Origin of the sequence: Blautia caecimuris (assembly GCF_024622975.1) — a bacterium.
GTDB lineage: Bacteria > Bacillota > Clostridia > Lachnospirales > Lachnospiraceae > Blautia_A > Blautia_A caecimuris.
The window spans coordinates 190,530-209,467 of sequence record NZ_JANJZT010000003.1 but is presented as its reverse complement, the minus strand read 5'-3'; the positions used below and the strand labels follow the sequence as shown (position 1 = coordinate 209,467).

Annotated in this window: 19 protein-coding genes; 18 read left to right on the top strand and 1 reads right to left on the bottom strand. The window is 44.5% G+C overall.

Annotation, left to right across the window (positions count from 1 at the left end; all coding sequences use genetic code 11):
- The first annotated feature begins 24 nt into the window (after window positions 1-24).
- The 5 genes from NSA57_RS03525 to NSA57_RS03505 all read left to right on the top strand — a co-directional run bounded on the left by NSA57_RS03525 (window position 25) and on the right by NSA57_RS03505 (window position 5,891).
- Window positions 25-1,746, top strand: a complete 1,722-nt coding sequence (locus NSA57_RS03525) for a PucR family transcriptional regulator (RefSeq protein WP_257464038.1) — start codon at window positions 25-27, stop codon at window positions 1,744-1,746.
- A 22-nt stretch (window positions 1,747-1,768) separates the two neighbouring features.
- Window positions 1,769-2,776 carry a uroporphyrinogen decarboxylase family protein gene (locus NSA57_RS03520; RefSeq protein ID WP_257464037.1) on the top strand — a complete coding sequence of 336 codons (1,008 nt, stop codon included), beginning with the start codon at window positions 1,769-1,771 and terminating at the stop codon, window positions 2,774-2,776.
- A 71-nt stretch (window positions 2,777-2,847) separates the two neighbouring features.
- Window positions 2,848-3,849 (top strand): uroporphyrinogen decarboxylase family protein, encoded by a 1,002-nt coding sequence (locus tag NSA57_RS03515; RefSeq protein ID WP_257464036.1) that lies wholly within the window; start codon window positions 2,848-2,850, stop codon window positions 3,847-3,849.
- Window positions 3,850-3,856: 7 nt separating this feature from the next.
- A complete protein-coding gene (locus NSA57_RS03510; RefSeq protein ID WP_257464035.1) occupies window positions 3,857-5,350 on the top strand; it encodes an ASKHA domain-containing protein in 1,494 nt (497 codons plus the stop codon).
- A complete protein-coding gene (locus NSA57_RS03505; RefSeq protein ID WP_022068392.1) occupies window positions 5,343-5,891 on the top strand; it encodes a DUF2284 domain-containing protein in 549 nt (182 codons plus the stop codon). The genes NSA57_RS03510 and NSA57_RS03505 overlap by 8 nt, the downstream gene beginning before the upstream one ends.
- On the opposite strand, the gene NSA57_RS03500 is transcribed toward NSA57_RS03505, so the two are convergent.
- On the bottom strand, window positions 5,867-7,399 hold the full coding sequence (locus NSA57_RS03500; protein ID WP_257464034.1) for a PucR family transcriptional regulator: 1,533 nt from the start codon (window positions 7,397-7,399) through the stop codon (window positions 5,867-5,869). The two genes, NSA57_RS03505 and NSA57_RS03500, sit on opposite strands and share 25 nt — an antisense overlap.
- Window positions 7,400-7,606: 207 nt before the next feature.
- Here NSA57_RS03500 and NSA57_RS03495 point away from each other — a divergent pair, with 207 nt between their 5' ends.
- The 13 genes from NSA57_RS03495 to NSA57_RS03435 all read left to right on the top strand — a co-directional run bounded on the left by NSA57_RS03495 (window position 7,607) and on the right by NSA57_RS03435 (window position 18,927).
- Window positions 7,607-8,410 (top strand): methyltetrahydrofolate cobalamin methyltransferase, encoded by an 804-nt coding sequence (locus NSA57_RS03495; protein ID WP_147598459.1) that lies wholly within the window; start codon window positions 7,607-7,609, stop codon window positions 8,408-8,410.
- A 41-nt stretch (window positions 8,411-8,451) separates the two neighbouring features.
- A complete protein-coding gene (locus NSA57_RS03490; RefSeq protein WP_257464033.1) occupies window positions 8,452-9,087 on the top strand; it encodes a cobalamin B12-binding domain-containing protein in 636 nt (211 codons plus the stop codon).
- Between the two features lie 73 nt (window positions 9,088-9,160).
- Window positions 9,161-9,955, top strand: coding sequence for an arylamine N-acetyltransferase family protein (locus tag NSA57_RS03485; protein ID WP_257464032.1), 795 nt, complete (start codon window positions 9,161-9,163; stop codon window positions 9,953-9,955).
- A gap of 396 nt (window positions 9,956-10,351) precedes the next feature.
- Window positions 10,352-10,990 carry a GNAT family N-acetyltransferase gene (locus NSA57_RS03480; protein WP_306814022.1) on the top strand — a complete coding sequence of 213 codons (639 nt, stop codon included), beginning with the start codon at window positions 10,352-10,354 and terminating at the stop codon, window positions 10,988-10,990.
- A gap of 99 nt (window positions 10,991-11,089) precedes the next feature.
- On the top strand, window positions 11,090-11,881 hold the full coding sequence (locus tag NSA57_RS03475) for a ParA family protein (protein ID WP_257464031.1): 792 nt from the start codon (window positions 11,090-11,092) through the stop codon (window positions 11,879-11,881).
- On the top strand, window positions 11,868-12,284 hold the full coding sequence (locus NSA57_RS03470; RefSeq protein WP_147598455.1) for a hypothetical protein: 417 nt from the start codon (window positions 11,868-11,870) through the stop codon (window positions 12,282-12,284). Before NSA57_RS03475 ends, NSA57_RS03470 begins: the two co-directional genes overlap by 14 nt.
- Window positions 12,285-12,407: 123 nt before the next feature.
- On the top strand, window positions 12,408-13,079 hold the full coding sequence (locus NSA57_RS03465; RefSeq protein WP_178709282.1) for a YoaK family protein: 672 nt from the start codon (window positions 12,408-12,410) through the stop codon (window positions 13,077-13,079).
- 75 nt (window positions 13,080-13,154) lie between these two features.
- On the top strand, window positions 13,155-14,033 hold the full coding sequence (locus tag NSA57_RS03460) for a helix-turn-helix transcriptional regulator (RefSeq protein ID WP_257464030.1): 879 nt from the start codon (window positions 13,155-13,157) through the stop codon (window positions 14,031-14,033).
- 134 nt (window positions 14,034-14,167) lie between these two features.
- On the top strand, window positions 14,168-14,785 hold the full coding sequence (locus tag NSA57_RS03455) for a DUF4867 family protein (protein WP_173751888.1): 618 nt from the start codon (window positions 14,168-14,170) through the stop codon (window positions 14,783-14,785).
- Window positions 14,786-14,915: 130 nt separating this feature from the next.
- Window positions 14,916-16,400 (top strand): L-fucose/L-arabinose isomerase family protein, encoded by a 1,485-nt coding sequence (locus tag NSA57_RS03450; RefSeq protein WP_022068381.1) that lies wholly within the window; start codon window positions 14,916-14,918, stop codon window positions 16,398-16,400.
- Between the two features lie 186 nt (window positions 16,401-16,586).
- Window positions 16,587-18,044, top strand: a complete 1,458-nt coding sequence (gene xylB / locus NSA57_RS03445; RefSeq protein WP_257464029.1) for a xylulokinase — start codon at window positions 16,587-16,589, stop codon at window positions 18,042-18,044.
- A gap of 170 nt (window positions 18,045-18,214) precedes the next feature.
- The gene (locus tag NSA57_RS03440) at window positions 18,215-18,541 is read left to right on the top strand and encodes a nucleotidyltransferase family protein (protein WP_147598450.1); all 327 of its coding nucleotides are present in this window, start codon (window positions 18,215-18,217) and stop codon (window positions 18,539-18,541) included.
- Window positions 18,526-18,927, top strand: a complete 402-nt coding sequence (locus NSA57_RS03435; protein ID WP_173751887.1) for a HEPN domain-containing protein — start codon at window positions 18,526-18,528, stop codon at window positions 18,925-18,927. The genes NSA57_RS03440 and NSA57_RS03435 overlap by 16 nt, the downstream gene beginning before the upstream one ends.
- Window positions 18,928-18,938 lie beyond the last annotated feature (11 nt).

The window sequence follows — 18,938 nt, the reverse complement described above, 5'->3', positions numbered from 1 at the left end:
ACAGATAAAGGACGGTCAGGCAGGATGGAGAACAGGGATATCAGATTTCTTTTAAATCTGCAGATGCTGGCAGATGGAATAAGGAAAAGCTTTCCGGAACTGGAATTTTATCAGGGAGAGGACGAAGCATGTCTGGAAGGAGTGCGTTTTTTCCAGAAAGGAAAGAAGCTGGATTCCCGTTATGTGTATATTGCAGATGTAGATCAGCTGAAGTCTGAGATCCCTCCGGATACCCGCTGCTCTCTGATACTGGCAGACAGAGAGAAGATTTCAGATAAAAGAAATATCTGTCTGAACCGGAATGATAAAGGCAGCCGTAATGCATGTGCTCCGGATCCTCTGAACAAAGAGTACTGTTATCAGAGCCAGAGTAACGAAAATTATCCGGACAATGGTAAATTATCTGTTCAGGATCCTCTGGCTGAACAGAATAAATGTGAGAAGTGGAACAACGGCAGAAACAGCATTATCCGGATATCAGGGGAAGCGGAGCTTACAGAGCTTTTTAATGGGTGCCAGGAGATTTTCCGGTATCACTGTTCCTGGGCAGACACTTTAAAAAATATAGTGATCTGCCAGGGAAGCGTGGATGATCTGTGTAAAGTAAGCTGTGAATACTTCCATAATCCTGTTTTTGTGCATGATTCCAGACTGAATGTGATTTCCTGTCCGGTATGGAGAGAGGGAATGATCAACTGGCAGAGGGATGAAAGTACAGGACTTCTGATCACTCCGCTGGAAGAGCTGAATGAGTTCAAAACAGACAGAGAGTATCTGAAAACACTTACCACTACAAAAGCAGATATTTTTTCTGCAGATCTGAGAGGCTACAGGGATATTTATGTGAATATCTGGGGCAGCTACGGAGGATATGAAGGAAGACTGGTCATCTGTGAAATTGACAGCTCTCTGGAACCGGGACAGCTTGTATCCGCAGAATATCTGGCGGAAATGGTACGTTTTGTTCTGGAAAAACGGGGCCATATGGAAAACACTTATAAGCGGGCCCTGGAAGTAATGCTGGTGGGAATGATACAGGGAAAGAAATTTTCTGATTCAGAGATTGCAAGCCGGATTGAACAGTGCGGTTGGAAAACAGAAGACTCCTATGTATGCATCCGCCTGGACGCAGAGGAGCAGGAGGGAAATCCGGGATCCTCAGCAGCCAGTCTCTGTAATTATGTGGAAGCCAGAGTTCAGGGAAGCAAGGCTGTAAGCATGCATAACCGGGTCTGTATTATTATTAACCGGAACCTGAACAGACATTATACTTCAGATATTGCAGGCATTTTAAGAGACGGGCTGTTTAAGGCAGGATTCAGCAATGTGTTTCATAATCTGACTAATCTGGAAAGCTGTTACAGGCAGGCATCTACAGCCCTGAAGTACTGCCGGAAGAAAAATGATATGATGTGGTCCTATACATTTGGAGATATTGTAATGGACTATATCGGAGACCTTTGCAGCAGTGAATTTGAGCCGGAAGAGCTTTGTGCATATGAATTAAAAAAGCTGAAGGAATATGATGCTGAGAACCGGACAGAGCTGTACAAAACACTGATGACTTATATTTTAAATGAAAGAAATACCGTAGCCACAGCTTCAGACCTTTATGTGGGACGAAGTACTTTGTTTTACAGGCTGCGAAAAATAAAGGAGATCACAGGGCTTGATAATGAACATCTTGCCAGGCCCATAAAAAATCTATATTTAAGACTCTCGATTTTTCTTATGGAGAGAGGATAACAGGAGAAGGGAGATGGCTTTTATGCTGACACCAAAACAGAATTTGCTGGAAACACTGAAAAAAGACGGAAAACCGGAATGTCTCTGTAATTCCTTTACCATGTTTCGGGGAATCCCCGGAGATCCCTGCTTTAAGCTGATACGCGGAAATCGCATCAGAGGAACAAATTCCTATGACCAGTGGGGAACTCTGATTCTGTTTCCGGAGGATGCTCCGGCGGCAATTCCCTATGTTACAGAAGAGAATCAGGTGATAAAGGATGTGGCGGAATGGCAGAAGTATGTGAAGGTTCCTGACCTGACAGGAAAATGCTCCGAAGGCTGGGAAGAAGCTCTGGAAGCAAAAAGTAAGATCGACCAGGAGAAATACCTTACCATGGTAGTAATGGGAACCGGGATTTTTGAGCAGCTTCACATGCTGATGACCTTTGAGGACACTCTGATGAATTTTTTGCTGGAGCCGGAGGCAATGCATGAGCTGATCGATGTGATCTGTGAATACCGTCTTACCTATATGAAGCTTGTTGTGGAGCATCTGCATCCGGACTGTATTGTTTCCCATGATGACTGGGGAGCAAAAGACAGCCTGTTTATGTCGCCGGAGGTATGGAGAGAGTTCTTTAAGGAGCCGTACAGAAGACTTTATGATTATCTTCATTCACAGGGAGTAATTGTAATGCATCATGCAGATTCCTATCTGGAGCCTATTGTTGAGGATATGGCAGAGATCGGCGTAGATATCTGGCAGGGAGTTCTGAACACCAACAATATTGCAGCGATTTCCCAGAAGGTAGGGGACAGAATGCTTCTGATGGGCGGAATTGATTCTGTCATAGACCGGGAGGATGCCACGGAGGAGGAAATCAGAAAAGAGACAAGGCGTGCCTGTCAAGAGTATGGAAACCTGAAAGGCTACTGGCCGGGGATCACTTACGGCGGACCGGGAACGATTTATCCTCATGTAGAAGAAATTGTGATCGATGAGATCAACCGATATAATGAAGAACGATTTGGAGTTTCTGTTTCATAAAAAATGTCCCGGAGATGTACTGCCGGGTACTGCAGATAAAAATATCAGCATCAGGAAATGGAGGAGAGAATATGACTGCAAAAGAAATTTTTCTGGAAACAATTAAAAAGGACGGAAAACCGGAACGGCTTTTAAAACAGTATGAGGGACTTGGATTTTATCCTCCCAATCCGGCATCCACTTATATCCGGGGAAATCGCCACCGTGGTATGGAGCCAATGAAAGACAGGTTTGGTACAGAGATCCTCTGGCCGGCAGATCAGCTTGCGGCAATGCCTCATGTAACAGAAAGCAATAAGGTGATCAGTGATATCTGTGAATGGAAGGAGCAGTTGAAAATGCCGGAGCTTCTGGAAAACTGTTCGGATCCGGCTCTCTGGGAGCCATTTAAGGAAAAAGCTCAGGAAATCCGGGAAAGCGGAAAGCTTTTTATGGCATTTATGCCAACAGGAGTGTTTGAACGGCTTCACTTTCTTATGGGATTTGAGGATATGCTGATGAATTTTCTTCTGGAGCCGGAAGATATGATGGATCTCTGTAATGCTATTGGAGAGTATCGCTATCAGTATATGAAACTGATCGTAGATAATCTTCATCCGGATGTGCTGCTTTCTCATGATGACTGGGGCTCCAAAAATCAGCTTTTTGTAAGCCCGGAAACATGGAGAGAGTTTATTAAGCCTCAGTATGCAAAAACCTATGGATATATGAAAGAAAAAGGAGTCATCATCATCCATCATGGGGATTCCTTTATGGAACCTGTCGTAGAGGATATGGTGGAGCTTGGCGTTGACGTGTGGCAGGGAGTTCTTCCTCAGAATGATATTCCGAAGCTTCAGAAACAGCTTGCAGGAAGGATGACACTGATGGGAGGAATCGACGCATCCATTGTGGACAGAGCAGATTCCACAGAGGAGGAGATACGCAGGGAAGTAAGAAGAGCCTGTGAGGAATATGCTCCGGGAGGACATTTTATCCCATGTATTACTTATGGCGGACCGGGATGTCTTTTCCCTCATGTTGACCCGATTATTGACGATGAAATTGACAGATATAACAGAACAGAAAAGTGAAGACAAGATGAAATATAAAATTACCTTTGAAGATGAACAGTTTACCTGCCTGGCAGAGGCAGGAACCACGGTTTTGGAGGCGCAGATTGCAGCAGGAATGACTCCGGATGCTTTTTGCGGAGGAAATGGAAAATGCGGAAAGTGCAAAGTGGTGATCGACGGAAAAGAAGTGCTGGCATGTAAGACGGCAGTAGACAGAGATATGACAGTGTATACAGGAAATAAAAAAGGGGAGCGGGCTCAGATCCTTGCACAGGGAAGCGGCAGACAGGCAGAATTTTCCCCCGGAAATCTTCCGGAAGGCACGGATACACCGCTTCTCAGCGCTGTGGATATTGGTTCTACCTCTGTAGTGGCGTATCTTCTGGACGGAACAAACGGAGAGCTGATTGGAACAAAAAGTATTCTGAATCCTCAGAGACAGTTTGGAGCAGATGTGGTCAGCAGATGCAGCTATGCGCTGAATAACGGCGGAGAGGCTTTAAGCGGCTGTATCCGAAACGCAGTAAACATACTGTTAAGAGAGCTGGCAAAAGGGGCGGGAAGGAACCCGGAGGATATTGTGAGAATTGTTATGGTGGGAAATTCCTGTATGCATCACCTGTTTCTGGGGATTCCAACTGATACGCTGGCTCTGGCGCCCTATACGCCTAAAGTTACCGAAGCGCAGGAGCTTATGGCTGCCCGGTATGACATTCATGTACATCCCCGGGCGCAGCTTTGGTGGCTTCCCAATATCGGCGGTTTTGTAGGCGCAGATACTGTGGGATGTCTGGTGGCATCTGATCTGGATACCTGTGAAGAAATGACGCTGCTGGTGGACATTGGAACAAACGGAGAGCTGGTTCTGGGAAACAGAGACGGGCTGATCGCCTGTTCTACAGCGGCAGGACCAGCCTTTGAAGGAGCGAAGATCACCTGTGGTATGCGGGGCAGCAAAGGCGCCATTGACCATGTAACTGTAAAAGATGGGGAAACAATCTGCCATGTGATCGGAGAAACCGAGGCAGTGGGAATCTGCGGCTCCGGTCTTCTGGATGGGGCTGCCTGTCTTTTGAAACTGGGAAAAATTGATGAGACAGGAAGACTGGAGAAGGAGTATCATTTTACTGACCGGGTATTTCTGAATCAAAAGGATATCCGGGAGCTTCAGCTGGCAAAGGCTGCCATTGCGGCAGGTATCCGAAGTCTTTGCGAGAAGAAGGGGATTAAGGTCAGTGATATCAGCCGTGTTCTGATAGCCGGAGCCTTTGGCAATTATCTTGATCCTGCCAGCGCCTGTGCCATTGGAATGATTCCTCCTGAACTTCAGACAAGGATCACCTCCATAGGAAATGCTGCCGGGGAGGGAGCCTGTATGGCTGCTGTGAATCGGGAACAGTTTGAGCGGAGCCGGATTCTGGCACAAAAGGCTGAGTTTGTGGAGCTTGCTCTTGATATGGGATTTCAGGAGATTTATGTAGAAGAAATGGAGTTTCCGGGGGAATCAGAACATGAATGAGCTTGACAGAATAATGGAAATCATAGAGGCAGCCGGTTTTTCCCATACAGGAAAAATCAGTATGGATACGGTAGAACTCAGGGATGAGGTACGGGATATGTGCCGCAATGGAAACTGTGGAAAATATGACAGGAACTGGTCCTGCCCTCCCGGCTGCGGAACTCTTGATCAGTGCAGGCAGCAGCTTCTCAGCTATAAGACCGGAATTCTTGTGCAGACTGTTGGAGAAATAGAGGACAGTATGGACTGGGAAGGCATGAAAGATACAGAAGAGCGCCACAAAAAAACTTTTCTTGAAACAGCGGAAAAGCTCCGTAAAATAGCTCCCGGATTTCTTCCTCTGGGAGCAGGAACCTGTACCTTGTGCAGAGAGTGTACATACCCGGACAGTCCTTGCAGGCAGCCGGAGCGGAGAATTTCTTCTATGGAGGCCTACGGGATCCTGGTCAGTGATATCTGTTCCGGAAACCAGGTAAAATATTATTACGGTCCAAAAACGATCGCCTATACCTCCTGCTATTTCTTTGATTTTTCTTCCTGATCCATCAGATAAAAGGACAGCATCAGGTAAAGCAGCTCATCCGGGTCCGTGAGATCGGATTTTAAGGCTGCCTCAATTTTTTCAATACGGTAAAGAAGCGTGCTGCGGTGAATATAAAGTGCCGCAGCCGTTTTTGTTGCACTCTGATGATTCTGCAGATAAACCCTCAGAGTCTCATAAAGCTGAGTGCCGGTGCTTTCATCCTGATATTTCAAATGGAGAAGCTTTTCATGGCAGATCATGTAGGCTGGAAGCTTTCCTGTGATCTGTTCCAGAATATAAGGCAGTGCAACATCATTAAAATGATGGATCCAGGAGGTTGGATTTTTGCGGGAGCCTGTCTGAATGGAAATAGAAGCCTGTACATACTGCCTCTGAAAATTAAAATGTCCCAGCATCACTCTGCTGTAACCGGCGATCAACAGACTGTCCCGGATAAAACCGGCAAGCTTCTGAGAAATTTCATCCAGTGTAAAGTCGCACAAATCCAGATTAATATATACAACTACATTTCCTCTGTGCTCCACTGCACAGGCAGCCGGAATAAAATTTTCCACATAACTGCAAATGGATTTTAGGGTCAGATTTTTCCAGTCCAGAATTCCTGTTTTAATCAGAATGCACTGATAGGAATGGGAGGACAGCCAGCCGTTTTCTGTAAGCTGGTGACTGACCTCCACATAGTCTGCTTTGGAATTGGTAAGGAGATTATGAAAAATCCGGTGGAGAGGGTACAGGGTATCGTGTTCTGCCACAGACTTTGTGGACAGCACATAAGAAATAAGAGATGCCAGATGTTCTGCCACAAAGCCAAAGGTGTCATCCAGTGGAAGCTCTCCGGGGCGAATCAGAAGGCGGTATCCGGTTTTTCCGGAACGTCTGATATTGACGCACAGAGCCGGAGGTGCAGTATGGTTTCCGGGATAATAAAAATAACCGGTACGGTACTGAGCCTCTTCGTAATTACTGTCCTGCTTCAGAGAGTTGACAACATTCTGAGTTTCTTCTGTGGAGCCAAAGATTCCGTCTTTCAGTTGAGAGTCAGGCTGATTTCCGGTTGCGATCACTGTGAAGTCAAGACCTATCACTGTCATGGGATTGGGAATGACAGAAGTACTGAGGTCAATCAGCTTCTGGACAGAGGGCTGGTTCAGGATCAGGTCAAACAGACCTTGATTCCACTCTTCGTATTTCCGGAAAATTTCCTGTAGAAATGAAAGCACGGAAACAGCAGAAACGGTTTCCTGCAAAATGCACAAATTTGGATAGTCATCCTCTTCCAGATACCGGGATTTGCCGGTGAGGATCACCAGGGTTTCAGACAGGTGATGGGAGGGAACCAAAAAGTCAGGGTCATCACTGATATATATTTTTCCTCCGGCCAGAGGCCCGGGAGACTGATAGATCACAGGATATTCCAAGTGAGGCTCTGAAGACAGCCAGGAAGAGGCTGCTGCAGAAAAATGCTGACGAAGATGATATATAATAAGCTGGGCGCTGAGTTTCATAAAAAATTCCTTTCTGACGGGACTGCCGTGTCATTTAAAGCAGTTTTTTTTATTATATCCTATATGGTTTCCAGGCTCAATAGCTGCATTCAGATACTTCATACAAATTGTAGGAAAATGAATAAGAAAATAGACGATTTTGAAAATAGAGATTATCTGTATCCTCTGTTATACTGAAAACAGTTAAAGTGTAGGAGGGATTTACGCATGATAATTATTGGGGAAAAAATCAATGGTTCCATTCCTGCTGTGGCAGATGCCATTGCCCGCCGTGACGGGGAATTTATTAAAGAAAGGGCCAGAATGCAGGACGAGGCAGGAGCTACGTATATTGACTGCTGCGCTTCTGTTCCAGAGGAACAAGAGGCAGAAACCCTGAAGTGGATGATTGACTGTATTCAGGAGGTCAGCGATCTTCCGATTTCTGTGGACAGTCCAAGCGCGGAGGTGCTTGCGCAGGTGTTTCCATACTGTAAAAGACCGGGGCTTATCAATTCTGTTTCTGGTGAGGGAAATAAGATGGACGTACTGTTTCCTCTGATCGCGGATACGAAATGGGAAGTGATCTGTCTGCTTTCTGATGATACAGGTATTCCGAAATGTGCTGCAGACCGTCTGAGAGTTTTTGACAATATTATGGCAAAGGCAAAGGAGTACGGAATCAGTCCGGACAGAATGCACATTGATCCGCTTGTGGAAATGCTCTGTACCTCAGAAGATGGAATTGCCATGAATGTGGAAGTGATCAGTACCATTCGGGAAAAATATCCGGACATTCACATTACAGCTGCAGTCAGCAATATTTCCTTTAATCTTCCGGTTCGTAAGATGGTGAATCTGGGCTTTACGGTTCTTGCAATGAACGCAGGGTTGGACAGCGCGATCCTTGATCCCACCAACAGAGATATGATGGGCGTGATTTATGCTACAGAAGCGCTTCTGGGACGGGATGATTACTGTATGGAATACATCAGCGCATACCGGGAAGGGATTTTCGGACCGAAAAAATAACAGTTATTAATTTTAATATAAAAATGAGGAGGTAGTTTCAAATGGCAGGTATTCAGGAAGTTTACGTTTTAGTAGAAAAAGGAAAAGCAAAGGTAATCGCAAATGCAGTTCAGGAAGCACTTGATGCAGGCTGTGATCCGACAGAAATTCTGAATGACGGAATGATCAAGGCAATGGATGCTGTAGGTGAAAAGTTTAAAAACGGTGAAATTTTTGTACCGGAAATGCTGGTAGCTGCAAGAGCCATGAAAAAAGGTGTTGAGGTTCTGAAACCTCATCTTGCAACAGGCGCAGCAGGGGCAGCGGGAAAGGTAATTATCGGAACCGTAGCAGGCGACCTTCATGATATTGGCAAAAATCTGGTAAGTATGATGCTGGAATCTGCAGGCTTTGAGGTGATCGATCTCGGTGTTGATGTTCCGAAAGAAAAATTTGTGGAGGCATATGAGGCAAATCCGGATACAAAGATCATCTGCTGTTCAGCGCTTCTTACCACAACCATGCCTGCACTGAAGGATGCGGTAGCGCTTATTAATGAGGCTTCTTTCCGCCCGAATGTAAAAGTAATGGTTGGCGGAGCGCCTATTACTCAGGCTTTTGCAGATGAGATCGGAGCAGACGCGTACACAGAGGATGCGGCTTCCTGCGCAAAGAAGGCAAGAGAGCTTGCTGCATAATAACTGCGGTTTAAAAGAAAATTTACATAAAATGGCTGTATGAGAATGAACGAGCGGAACAGGGAGTTGTGATATGCTTGAAGAATCCTTTGAGCAGCTGGATCAGGAGCAGTGCGCTGCTTATCTGAAAAGGCTGAAACTTCCACAGGAAGAGTGTACTTTGGAGTTTCTGGACAGGCTGATCAGGAGACATCTGGAAGAAATTCCTTTTGAAAATCTGGATCTGGTACGTACCCATGAGCTGATCTCAACTGATCTGGATACGGTTTATAAAAAAATTATTCAGGGCAAAAGAGGTGGCTACTGTTTTGAGCTGAATGCATTATTTCTGGGCTTGCTGAGGGGACTTGGATATCAGGCGTATCCTGTTGCCTGCCGGGTTCTCAGGCGTCCGGGACTTCGGATGCCTACACACAGGGCCAGCGTGGTCTGCGCTGACGGTAAAAAATATTTCTGCGATGTGGGTTATGGAGGCTTTGCCTGCGTCCGCGCCGCTCTTATGGAGCCGGGCGTTGTTACGCATACTGATTTTGGCAGCTTTTATTTTGAAAGAGAATGTGCAGGATGGCTGAATTTCTGGCATAAGGGAGAAAAAAACAGGGAAAAATCAGGCATAAAAATATTTATGGTGGCAGAATTTCCCAGCGCTCCTGTTGATTTTGCTCCGGCAAATCAGGCAATGTGCAGTCCTGGAGCCATGTTTTATGACAAGGTAGTGGTGCACAGAATGACAGAGTACGGCCCTCTTTCTGTAGAAGGAAATCAGGTTACACTTCGCGAAAAGGAAGGCAAGAAGATCGTTACCCTTTCTTCAGGAGAGGAACTGAGAGAAGTACTGAAAAAAGAATTTAAAATCGAAGTCATCTGACAGGTAAAACGGTTTCCGTAAATAAAGCGGAAGCCGTTTTTATCTGGCAGGAAAAAATATATTCTGTACGACCACTGGAAGGTAAAACGGTGAATGATAAAAGATAAAAACTCTCCCTAGGGCTGCGGTCATGTCTGGAAATTTTATATTCTATGTGCTAGACTGATTGGGACAGAAAGCTCAGAGATTCAGCCTTGTACTATGAAGTATTCTAACATTATACAACATGGAAGATCATACATAAATGCTGAGTATTCCGGCAAATCAAAACAGAAAAATTCGTATTTTAATTTGTACTGAAGTTACTGTGCAGGAGGCATTTGACCAGGTTACTGTGAATGGAGTGAGCAGTAATATACTGAATCTTGACGCAGGATTAAAAGCAGGGAGGATATCATGAAAACCAGAATGGCAGAGAATGCGAATATAAAAGAAAATGAAATTCAGAAAGGGATTAAAAAAGAGACAGGGGAGGAACAGAAGATGCTGAAAAACGAGTATCTTTCAGAAATAAACCTGGATGACAGATTTGAACTGAGAGAGATCAGACTAGGAGAAGCCGTAGAAGCAGCAGGGGTTGAAAAAGCTTGTTTTCCTCCAAGTGAGGCCTGCTCTGAAAAAATGATGGTAGAACGTGCTACAAAGGCGCCGGAGTATTTTCTTGTGGCAGTTGACAGACAAACAGGAAAAATCGCAGGGATTTTAAATGGTCTTGCTACAGATGAGACAACGTTCAGGGATGAATTTTTTACAAACGCAGAGCTTCATGTCCCGGAAGGAAAAACAGTCATGCTTCTTGGACTGGCAGTTCTTCCGGAATATCGGGGAGAGGGGCTTGCCAGAGCGCTTATGTATCGGTATCTTTGCAGAATGGTGCAAAAAGAAAAAGACATGGTACTTCTCACCTGTCTGGATTCCAGAGTACCTATGTATGAAAAAATGGGATTTCAGGATAAGGGAGCTGCCAATTCTACATGGGGAGGCGAAGAATGGCATGAAATGAATTACCCTGTGGGAATCGGCAAATTGCCTTGAAAACTGTCGGAGAAACCCGTATAATGTAAATCAGTGAAAGAAAGAATGAGGGCACAGGACTATTTTGCTCCACAGGTTTCACAGACATGGGGGAATGTTATGAACAAAACAAAAACCATTTGTTTTACAAATAATAAGGGCGGCAGCGGCAAGTCTACCACCTGTTCCAATATTGGCGCGGCAATGGCCCGGGCCGGAAAAAAGGTTCTGATGATTGACGGAGATATGCAGTTAAATCTGTCACTGGCTTTTTTTTCCGAGGACTGGGTGCTGGAACAGGCAGCAGGCGACAAGAATCTTTATCATGCAATAAGAGAGCAGAAGGATCTGGCAGATTATATTGTGCATACGGATTATGAGAACCTGGATCTGATTCCTTCTTCTACTCTGATGAGTTCTATTGAGTATGAGCTGTTTACAAAATGGCAGAGAGAATTTATCTTAAAAAAATGTATTCAGAACATAAAAGATTCGGGCGTTTATGATTATATTCTGATCGATGCGCCGCCTACGCTGGGAGGCTGGGTCATGAATATCCTGTGTGCATCGGATCAGGTGGTTGTTCCTGTGGAGGCAAGTCCCTGGGGAATGTTCGGTCTGGCAAATATGTTTGATTTCCTGAACGAGGTAAAGCAGATTGCGCCGGAACTGAAGGTTGCGGGAATTGCAGTTACAAAAGTGGATACCCGTAAAAACTATTTTAAACAGACAATGGAAACTTTACACGAGCTGGAAGAAATCTATGTGTTTGATTCCTTTATCAGGGTGGACAGTTCTGTAGAATGGGCGCAGGACAACAGCGCTCCGGTAGTGGAGTACAAAAAATCCAGCAGAAGTGCAAAAGAATATACAGCGTTGGCAGAGGAGGTAATGAGACGTGTCAGTAGGTAAGGAAAGCATTAAGCGCGCGGCAAGCGCAGGGGCAAAGAAAACTGCAGCAGCAAAGACAGCAGAAGCAGACGTTAAAAAGACGACGGAGGCAAAGGCGGCAACTGTAAAAGCAGCAGAGACAAAGGTTTCATCCGCAGAAAAAACAGCGGGAACTGCTAAAAAGACAACATCAGGAAAAACATCTGTAACCAAGGCGGCAGCAGCTAAAAAGACAGCAGCCAAAAAGACAACAGCGAGAAAAACTACAGCGGCAAAGACTGCAAAAAGTGTAAAGACTTCTGTACTTACTCCTGCCAATTCAGAAGAGATTCAGGCAAAATTTATCTCTGATAAGGCGAAACAGCCGGAAAGTGTCAATGGCCCGGTGCATGTAACAGAAGAACTTCCGATATATCTTCTTTAAAAAATAAGAAATAAAAAGCTGTCACGGGATCACAGGAAAGTATTTTTCACATAAAGATGAGAAAATACTTTCCGGGAAATTGATTTTGCGGCAGTTTTTATTTGGTAAAAATATGGATGGGAGATGGAAAGTGTGGAAAAAGTCAGGCATCAGACATCAGAAACATTTCGGCTCAGTGCGCTTCTGGCATTGTCAGGAGGCTTCCAGGACGCCTATACTTATAATGTAAGAGACAGAGTTTTTTCCAATGCGCAGACAGGAAATGTGGTGCTTATGAGCCAGCATCTTATGATGGGAAAGTGGGCGGAAGCCCTGCATTATCTTTTTCCTGTAATTGCTTTTGCCATGGGGGTATTTGTGGCGGAAAGAGTTCAGCAGAAATATAAATACAGGAGCTGTATCCACTGGCGTCAGATTATTGTTGCCCTGGAAATTGCGATTCTTTTTCTGGTGGGATTTATTCCTGCACAGTTTAATATGGCTGCCACTATGCTGGTATCTTTTTCCTGCGCCATGCAGGTTCAGACCTTCCGAAAAGTACACGGTTATGGTTATGCCAGTACCATGTGCATCGGAAATTTACGGGCGGGAACAGAGAGTTTGTCTGTTTATCTGAGGGACAAAAAGCCCGGAGCTTTGAAAAAAGCTGTACATTATTATGGGATTATTCTGATTTTTGCAGTGGGCGCAGGACTGGGCGGAGTGATGTCTCTTCATATTGGACTGAGAGCTATCTGGATATCTCCGGTTCTTCTTACAGCAGCCTGTCTGTTGATGAATTACGAAAAAATATAACCGCTGATATGTTAAAACACAGATGGATTTATGATAAAATAAATGCAGATATTTTGAAAAACGGCAGGTGAGAGTATGGAGTTTCAGCACGAACTGATCATTCCCAATGAAGGGCTGCCCTTCAAGATTTTTCTTTTTGAGGGGAGCAGGGGGAACTATATAAGAGAAAAGCACTGGCATACCTCTATAGAGATTTTTGCTGTTATGGAGGGAGAGCTGCTTTTCTATATTAATCATGAGAAATATCCCCTTCATGCAGGAGAACTTCTCATAGTGAATGCCAATGAAATTCATTCAGTTCATGCATTAAAGACGAATAAAACCGCAGTGATCCAGATTCCTCTCAGGCAGTTTGAAGGGTATTTTACAGCCCAGCAGTTTATCCGGTTTGAGGGCGGTGTGCGCGGTGGAAAGGACAGCGGCAATCCGTCAGATAAGCGGCTGATCTCTCTGGTGCAGAGACTTTATAATGTGTATGCAGAAAAGCGGAATGGATACGATTTTCGCACGATTTCTCTGTATTATGAGCTTCTTTATCTGTTGGTTACTCAGTATCGGGTAACAGAGGTTGAGGAGAAGGAGCTTCGGCATAACCGGCATTTGAATGCTCTTTCCAGAATTACCACTTATATGAGAGAACACTACAGAGAAGAGCTAAAGCTTTCAGATCTGGCAGAAATGTTCGGATATTCAGACGCTTATCTGTCAAGAATGTTCAGGGAGTATGCAAAAGTCAATTTTAAGACTTATCTTCAGGATATCCGTACCTCTTATGCCTATCGGGATATTCTGAATACAGATCATACAATCGGTCAGATTGCGCTGGATAACGGGTTTTGCAGCAGCCGTGGACTGTCCAAGGATTTCAGAAAGCGATACGGGGTGCTTCCAAGTGAGGTGAAGCGCGAAAAAAAGCATAAAGCAGCTGAACAGGAAACTGACAGCTTAAAATAAAAATGTCAAAAAAGCGCTATAAATCAGATAAAAAAAGCGGCGAAAAGTATACCGGACTGTGGTATGCTTTTTTCAATGAATGAGAGCACCGGAGAGCAATGGGACTTTCATGGAATTTGTAAGGAGGAATTACAATGAAAATTCAGAATGTAACAGATGATTCTTTCCGAAAATACGGAAAAGTTCTGGAGGGATATGACTTCACCGGTCTTTTAAAAGAAATGAAGCATATGCCAGTACCGGAAGATGTGATTTACGTTCCTTCTGTAGATGAGCTGGAGGCATTGGATGTGGCAAAAGAGCTTCAGAACAGAGCCTACGGCGGACTGCCGATTCAGATCGGATACTGCAACGGACACAACAAAAAACTGAATGCAGTAGAATATCACAGAAATTCTGAGATCAATGTTGCAGCCACAGATCTGGTTCTTCTGATCGGAGAACAGAAGGATATTGAGGATGATTTTACATACGATACATCAAAAATCGAAGCTTTTCTTGTACCGGCAGGCACAGCCATTGAGGTGTATGCCACAACACTGCATTATGCGCCCTGCAATGTAAAAGAAAGCGGATTCCAGTGCGTGGTTGTTCTGCCGAAGGGAACCAATACGGAGATTAATTTCCAGTTGGAAAAAACAGGAGAGGACGCACTTATTACTGCAAAAAATAAATGGCTGATCGCTCATGAGGAAGCTGGAATTGAGGGAGCTTTTAATGGGCTGAAAGGTGAAAATATCACAATTGAATAAGGATGCAGCATCAGAAAAATCAGAAGATTTATAAAAAGAAAATTATAAAGAGATATTTATAAAACTTATACGCAGTCGTATAAAAACAACTATAAACCAATAAATAACAGAAAAAATGGAGGAAAAAATCATGAATAACATGCCAGAAGTAAAAGTTGGAATCGTTGCAGTCAGCAGAGACTGTTTCCCGGAAAGCCTTTCTGTAAACAGAAGAAAAGCTCTTGTTGAGGCCTACACAAAGAAATATGACGCAAAGGATATTTATGAATGTCCAATCTGTATTGTAGAGAGCGAGATTCATATGGTTCAAGCTCTTGAAGACATCAAAAAAGCAGGCTGCAACGCTCTTTGTGTATACCTTGGAAACTTTGGTCCGGAGATCTCCGAGACACTTCTTGCAAAGCATTTCGACGGACCGAAAATGTTTATCGCAGCAGCAGAGGAGACACAGAATGATCTCTGTCAGGGACGTGGAGACGCATATTGCGGTATGCTGAACGCAAGCTATAACCTGCAGCTTCGCAACGTAAAAGCTTACATTCCGGAATATCCTGTTGGAGACGCAGAGGACTGCGCGGATATGATTCATGAGTTCCTGCCGATCGCAAGAGCAATCGAAGGACTGAATAATCTGAAGATCATCAGCTTTGGACCGCGTCCGCTGAACTTCCTTGCATGTAACGCACCGATCAAACAGCTTTATAACATTGGCGTTGAAATTGAAGAGAACTCTGAGCTTGACCTGTTTGAGGCATTTAACAAACACGCAGGTGACGAGCGTATTCCAGCAGTTGTAAAAGAGATGGAGGAAGAGCTTGGCGAAGGTAATAAGAAACCTGAAATCCTTGCAAAGCTTGCACAGTATGAGCTGACATTAAAGGACTGGGTTGAGGAGCACAGAGGATACCGCAAATATGTTGCCATTGCAGGAAAATGCTGGCCAGCATTCCAGACACAGTTTGGCTTTGTTCCATGTTATGTAAACAGCCGCCTTACCGCACAGGGAATTCCGGTTTCCTGCGAGGTTGATATTTATGGTACTTTAAGTGAGTTTATCGGAACTGTTGTAAGCCAGGATGCAGTTACACTTCTGGATATCAACAACACTGTTCCAAAGGATATGTATAAAGAGTCCATTGAGGGCAAATATAACTACACTCTGAAAGATACTTTCATGGGATTCCACTGCGGAAATACTGCTTCCGGCAAACTTGTTTCCTGTGAGATGAAATACCAGATGATCATGGCAAGAGCTCTTCCGGAAGAAGTAACACAGGGTACTCTGGAAGGCGATATCCAGCCTGGAGACATCACCTTCTATCGTCTGCAGAGCACTGCTGACAACAAGCTCCGCGCTTATATTGCACATGGTGAAGTGCTTCCGGTTGCTACAAGATCCTTTGGCTCTATCGGCGTATTTGCGATTCCGGAAATGGGACGTTTCTACCGTCACGTTCTTATTGAGGGAGGCTATCCGCATCACGGCGCAGTTGCTTTCGGACATTATGGAAAAGCTCTGTTTGAGGTATTCAAATACATTGGCGTTCCGGTAGAAGAGATCGGTTACAATCAGCCGGCAGGCGTAAGATATCCTACAGAAAATCCATGGGGATAAGATCATTCTCCAGATGATAAAATTCTGAAATATACAGGCTGAAAATCCATTGCCGCAGGCCGGAGGGAATAAAAATCAGCTTTGTGAACAATAAAAGATACACGTCCCGGGGAAACCCGGGATGTGTAGTTTAAAAATAAAAACCGTACTGAAAATCGGACTGAAATAAAAGAAAGGACGGAAAATATGTACTATATTGGAATTGATCTGGGAACCTCTGCTGTAAAGCTTCTGCTTATGGAGGAATCCGGAAAAATCTGTAATATTGTATCAAAGGAATATCCATTATTTTTCCCTCATCCGGGCTGGTCGGAACAGAATCCGCAGGACTGGTTTGCTCAGAGCATGGAGGGAATGAAGGAGCTGACAAAGGATATTGACCGCAAAGAAGTTGCCGGAATCGGCTTTGGAGGTCAGATGCACGGCCTTGTAACTCTGGATGAAAATGATCAGGTGATCCGCCCTGCTATCCTCTGGAATGACGGACGTACCCAGGAGGAAACAGAGTATCTGAATAACGAAATCGGCAAGAATAAGCTGTCTGAATACACCGCAAACATTGCCTTTGCAGGCTTTACTGCCCCGAAGATTCTGTGGATGAAAAAGAATGAGCCGGACAAATTTGCCCGCATCGCAAAGATCATGCTGCCAAAGGATTACCTTGCATATTGTCTGTCAGGTTCTTTCTGCACAGACGTTTCCGATGCTTCCGGAATGCTTCTTCTGGATGTTAAGAACCGCTGCTGGTCAAAGGAAATGATGGAGATCTGTGGTGTAAAAGAAGAACAGCTTCCAAAGCTTTATGAGAGCTGGCAGGTTGTGGGAACTCTCAAAAAATCCATTGCAGACGAGCTTGGATTCTCGGAAAATGTAAAGGTTGTTGCAGGCGCAGGAGACAATGCTGCCGCTGCTGTTGGAACAGGAACAGTGGGAGACGGACAGTGCAACATCTCTCTTGGAACCTCAGGAACAATCTTTATTTCCAGTAAAGATTTTGGCGTTGATGAAAACAATGCTCTTCATTCCTTCTGTCACGCAGACGGAAGCTATCATCTGATGGGATGCATGTTAAGCGCTGCCTCCTGCAATAAGTGGTGGGCAGAAGAAATCCTTCAGACAAAGGATTTTGCGGCAGAGCAGGCGCCTATCAATAAGCTTGGAGAGAACCGTGTATTCTTCCTTCCGTATCTGATGGGAGAGCGGTCTCCTCACAATAATCCGGATGCCAGAGGCGTGTTCTTTGGCATGTCCATGGACTCTACGAGAGCAGATATGACTCAGGCTGTTCTGGAGGGCGTTGCCTTTGGTCTTCGCGATTCCCTTGAGGTTGCCAGAAGCCTTGGAATTAAGATTGAACGTACCAAGATCTGCGGCGGGGGAGCAAAGAGCCCTCTGTGGAAAAAAATCATTGCCAACGTCATGAACCTGAAGGTTGATGTACTTGAGGTTGAGGAAGGACCGTCCATGGGAGGCGCCATGCTGGCGGCTGTTGGCTGCGACGCATACCCGGATGTGGAAACCATCGGAAAGAAAATGGCTCATGTAGTGGATACGGTTGAGCCGGAACCGGAGCTGGTGGCGAAATATGAGGAACGCTACCAGAAGTTCAGAAAGCTTTATCCTGCAATGAAAGACCTGTTTTAAATTCTGTAAAAGATAATAAGGGGGCTGTAAATCCGTGTATGCGGAGTGCAGCCTTCTTTTTTACAAAAATATTAAAAGCTATAGTAATAACCGAATGGATGTGCTACACTAAAATTAATTATACGGCTACTGTTGTTACACACAGCTTATAAAGAAGGGGAGAGAACGGAATGTCAGACGATCGTCATAAAAAAGCACTGGATCAGGCTGTACAGAAACTTCGTACACAATTTTCCAATTATGTAACAGCAATATACTGTTATGGAAGCTATGCCAGAGGAGAACAGAAATTCTGGTCAGATGTGGATGTTCTGGTTAAGGTATCGGATGATACTTCTCCCAGAATTATGAGACAAATGAGAGCCGAAGTAATACCTGAACAGTATGATCTTCCTGAAGTGGATCTGAAATTTTCCTCAGGAGAAGAATTCAGTACCAGCTACCGATTTAATGAAAATATAAAAAAGGAGGGGAAGCTGATATGGAAAAAGGACTGAGTTATTTTGACCTGGCAGAAAATGACTATCAGTTTCTTCTAAAAGATAAAAAAGAAGGCCGTGTAGGCAATATTATGTGTTCTGCCGCACAGAACATCTGCGAGAGATATCTGAAACATATGATAGATACCTATGTGCTGGATTGTGATACAACCCGAATCCTTCAGACATATTCACTGAGATTTCTGAGAAGGTTCATACAGGAGCAGATTCCGGAATTTGAAGGAAACTGGAAAGTGATACTGCAGGCAGATGGCTATTATTTTTCTACAAGATATCCCGGAGACGGTGCGTTTATTGTTGGAAAAGAAGATGTAGAAGAGTGTTGGGAGGCAGTAGAAGAAACCAGGGAAGCGGTAAGGAAATATCTGGAAAGTCAGAAATAGAAAAATGGATT

Coding starts and splice junctions, on each gene's coding strand:
- xylB (WP_257464029.1), top strand. CDS start 16,587: ATGTACTATATTGGAATTGATCTGGGAACCTCTGCTGTAAAGCTTCTG.
- NSA57_RS03480 (WP_306814022.1), top strand. CDS start 10,352: ATGAAAACCAGAATGGCAGAGAATGCGAATATAAAAGAAAATGAAATT.
- NSA57_RS03520 (WP_257464037.1), top strand. CDS start 1,769: ATGCTGACACCAAAACAGAATTTGCTGGAAACACTGAAAAAAGACGGA.
- NSA57_RS03525 (WP_257464038.1), top strand. CDS start 25: ATGGAGAACAGGGATATCAGATTTCTTTTAAATCTGCAGATGCTGGCA.
- NSA57_RS03495 (WP_147598459.1), top strand. CDS start 7,607: ATGATAATTATTGGGGAAAAAATCAATGGTTCCATTCCTGCTGTGGCA.
- NSA57_RS03485 (WP_257464032.1), top strand. CDS start 9,161: ATGCTTGAAGAATCCTTTGAGCAGCTGGATCAGGAGCAGTGCGCTGCT.
- NSA57_RS03515 (WP_257464036.1), top strand. CDS start 2,848: ATGACTGCAAAAGAAATTTTTCTGGAAACAATTAAAAAGGACGGAAAA.
- NSA57_RS03505 (WP_022068392.1), top strand. CDS start 5,343: ATGAATGAGCTTGACAGAATAATGGAAATCATAGAGGCAGCCGGTTTT.
- NSA57_RS03450 (WP_022068381.1), top strand. CDS start 14,916: ATGAATAACATGCCAGAAGTAAAAGTTGGAATCGTTGCAGTCAGCAGA.
- NSA57_RS03500 (WP_257464034.1), bottom strand. CDS start 7,399: ATGAAACTCAGCGCCCAGCTTATTATATATCATCTTCGTCAGCATTTT.
- NSA57_RS03440 (WP_147598450.1), top strand. CDS start 18,215: ATGTCAGACGATCGTCATAAAAAAGCACTGGATCAGGCTGTACAGAAA.
- NSA57_RS03475 (WP_257464031.1), top strand. CDS start 11,090: ATGAACAAAACAAAAACCATTTGTTTTACAAATAATAAGGGCGGCAGC.
- NSA57_RS03510 (WP_257464035.1), top strand. CDS start 3,857: ATGAAATATAAAATTACCTTTGAAGATGAACAGTTTACCTGCCTGGCA.
- NSA57_RS03455 (WP_173751888.1), top strand. CDS start 14,168: ATGAAAATTCAGAATGTAACAGATGATTCTTTCCGAAAATACGGAAAA.
- NSA57_RS03435 (WP_173751887.1), top strand. CDS start 18,526: ATGGAAAAAGGACTGAGTTATTTTGACCTGGCAGAAAATGACTATCAG.
- NSA57_RS03490 (WP_257464033.1), top strand. CDS start 8,452: ATGGCAGGTATTCAGGAAGTTTACGTTTTAGTAGAAAAAGGAAAAGCA.
- NSA57_RS03465 (WP_178709282.1), top strand. CDS start 12,408: ATGGAAAGTGTGGAAAAAGTCAGGCATCAGACATCAGAAACATTTCGG.
- NSA57_RS03460 (WP_257464030.1), top strand. CDS start 13,155: ATGGAGTTTCAGCACGAACTGATCATTCCCAATGAAGGGCTGCCCTTC.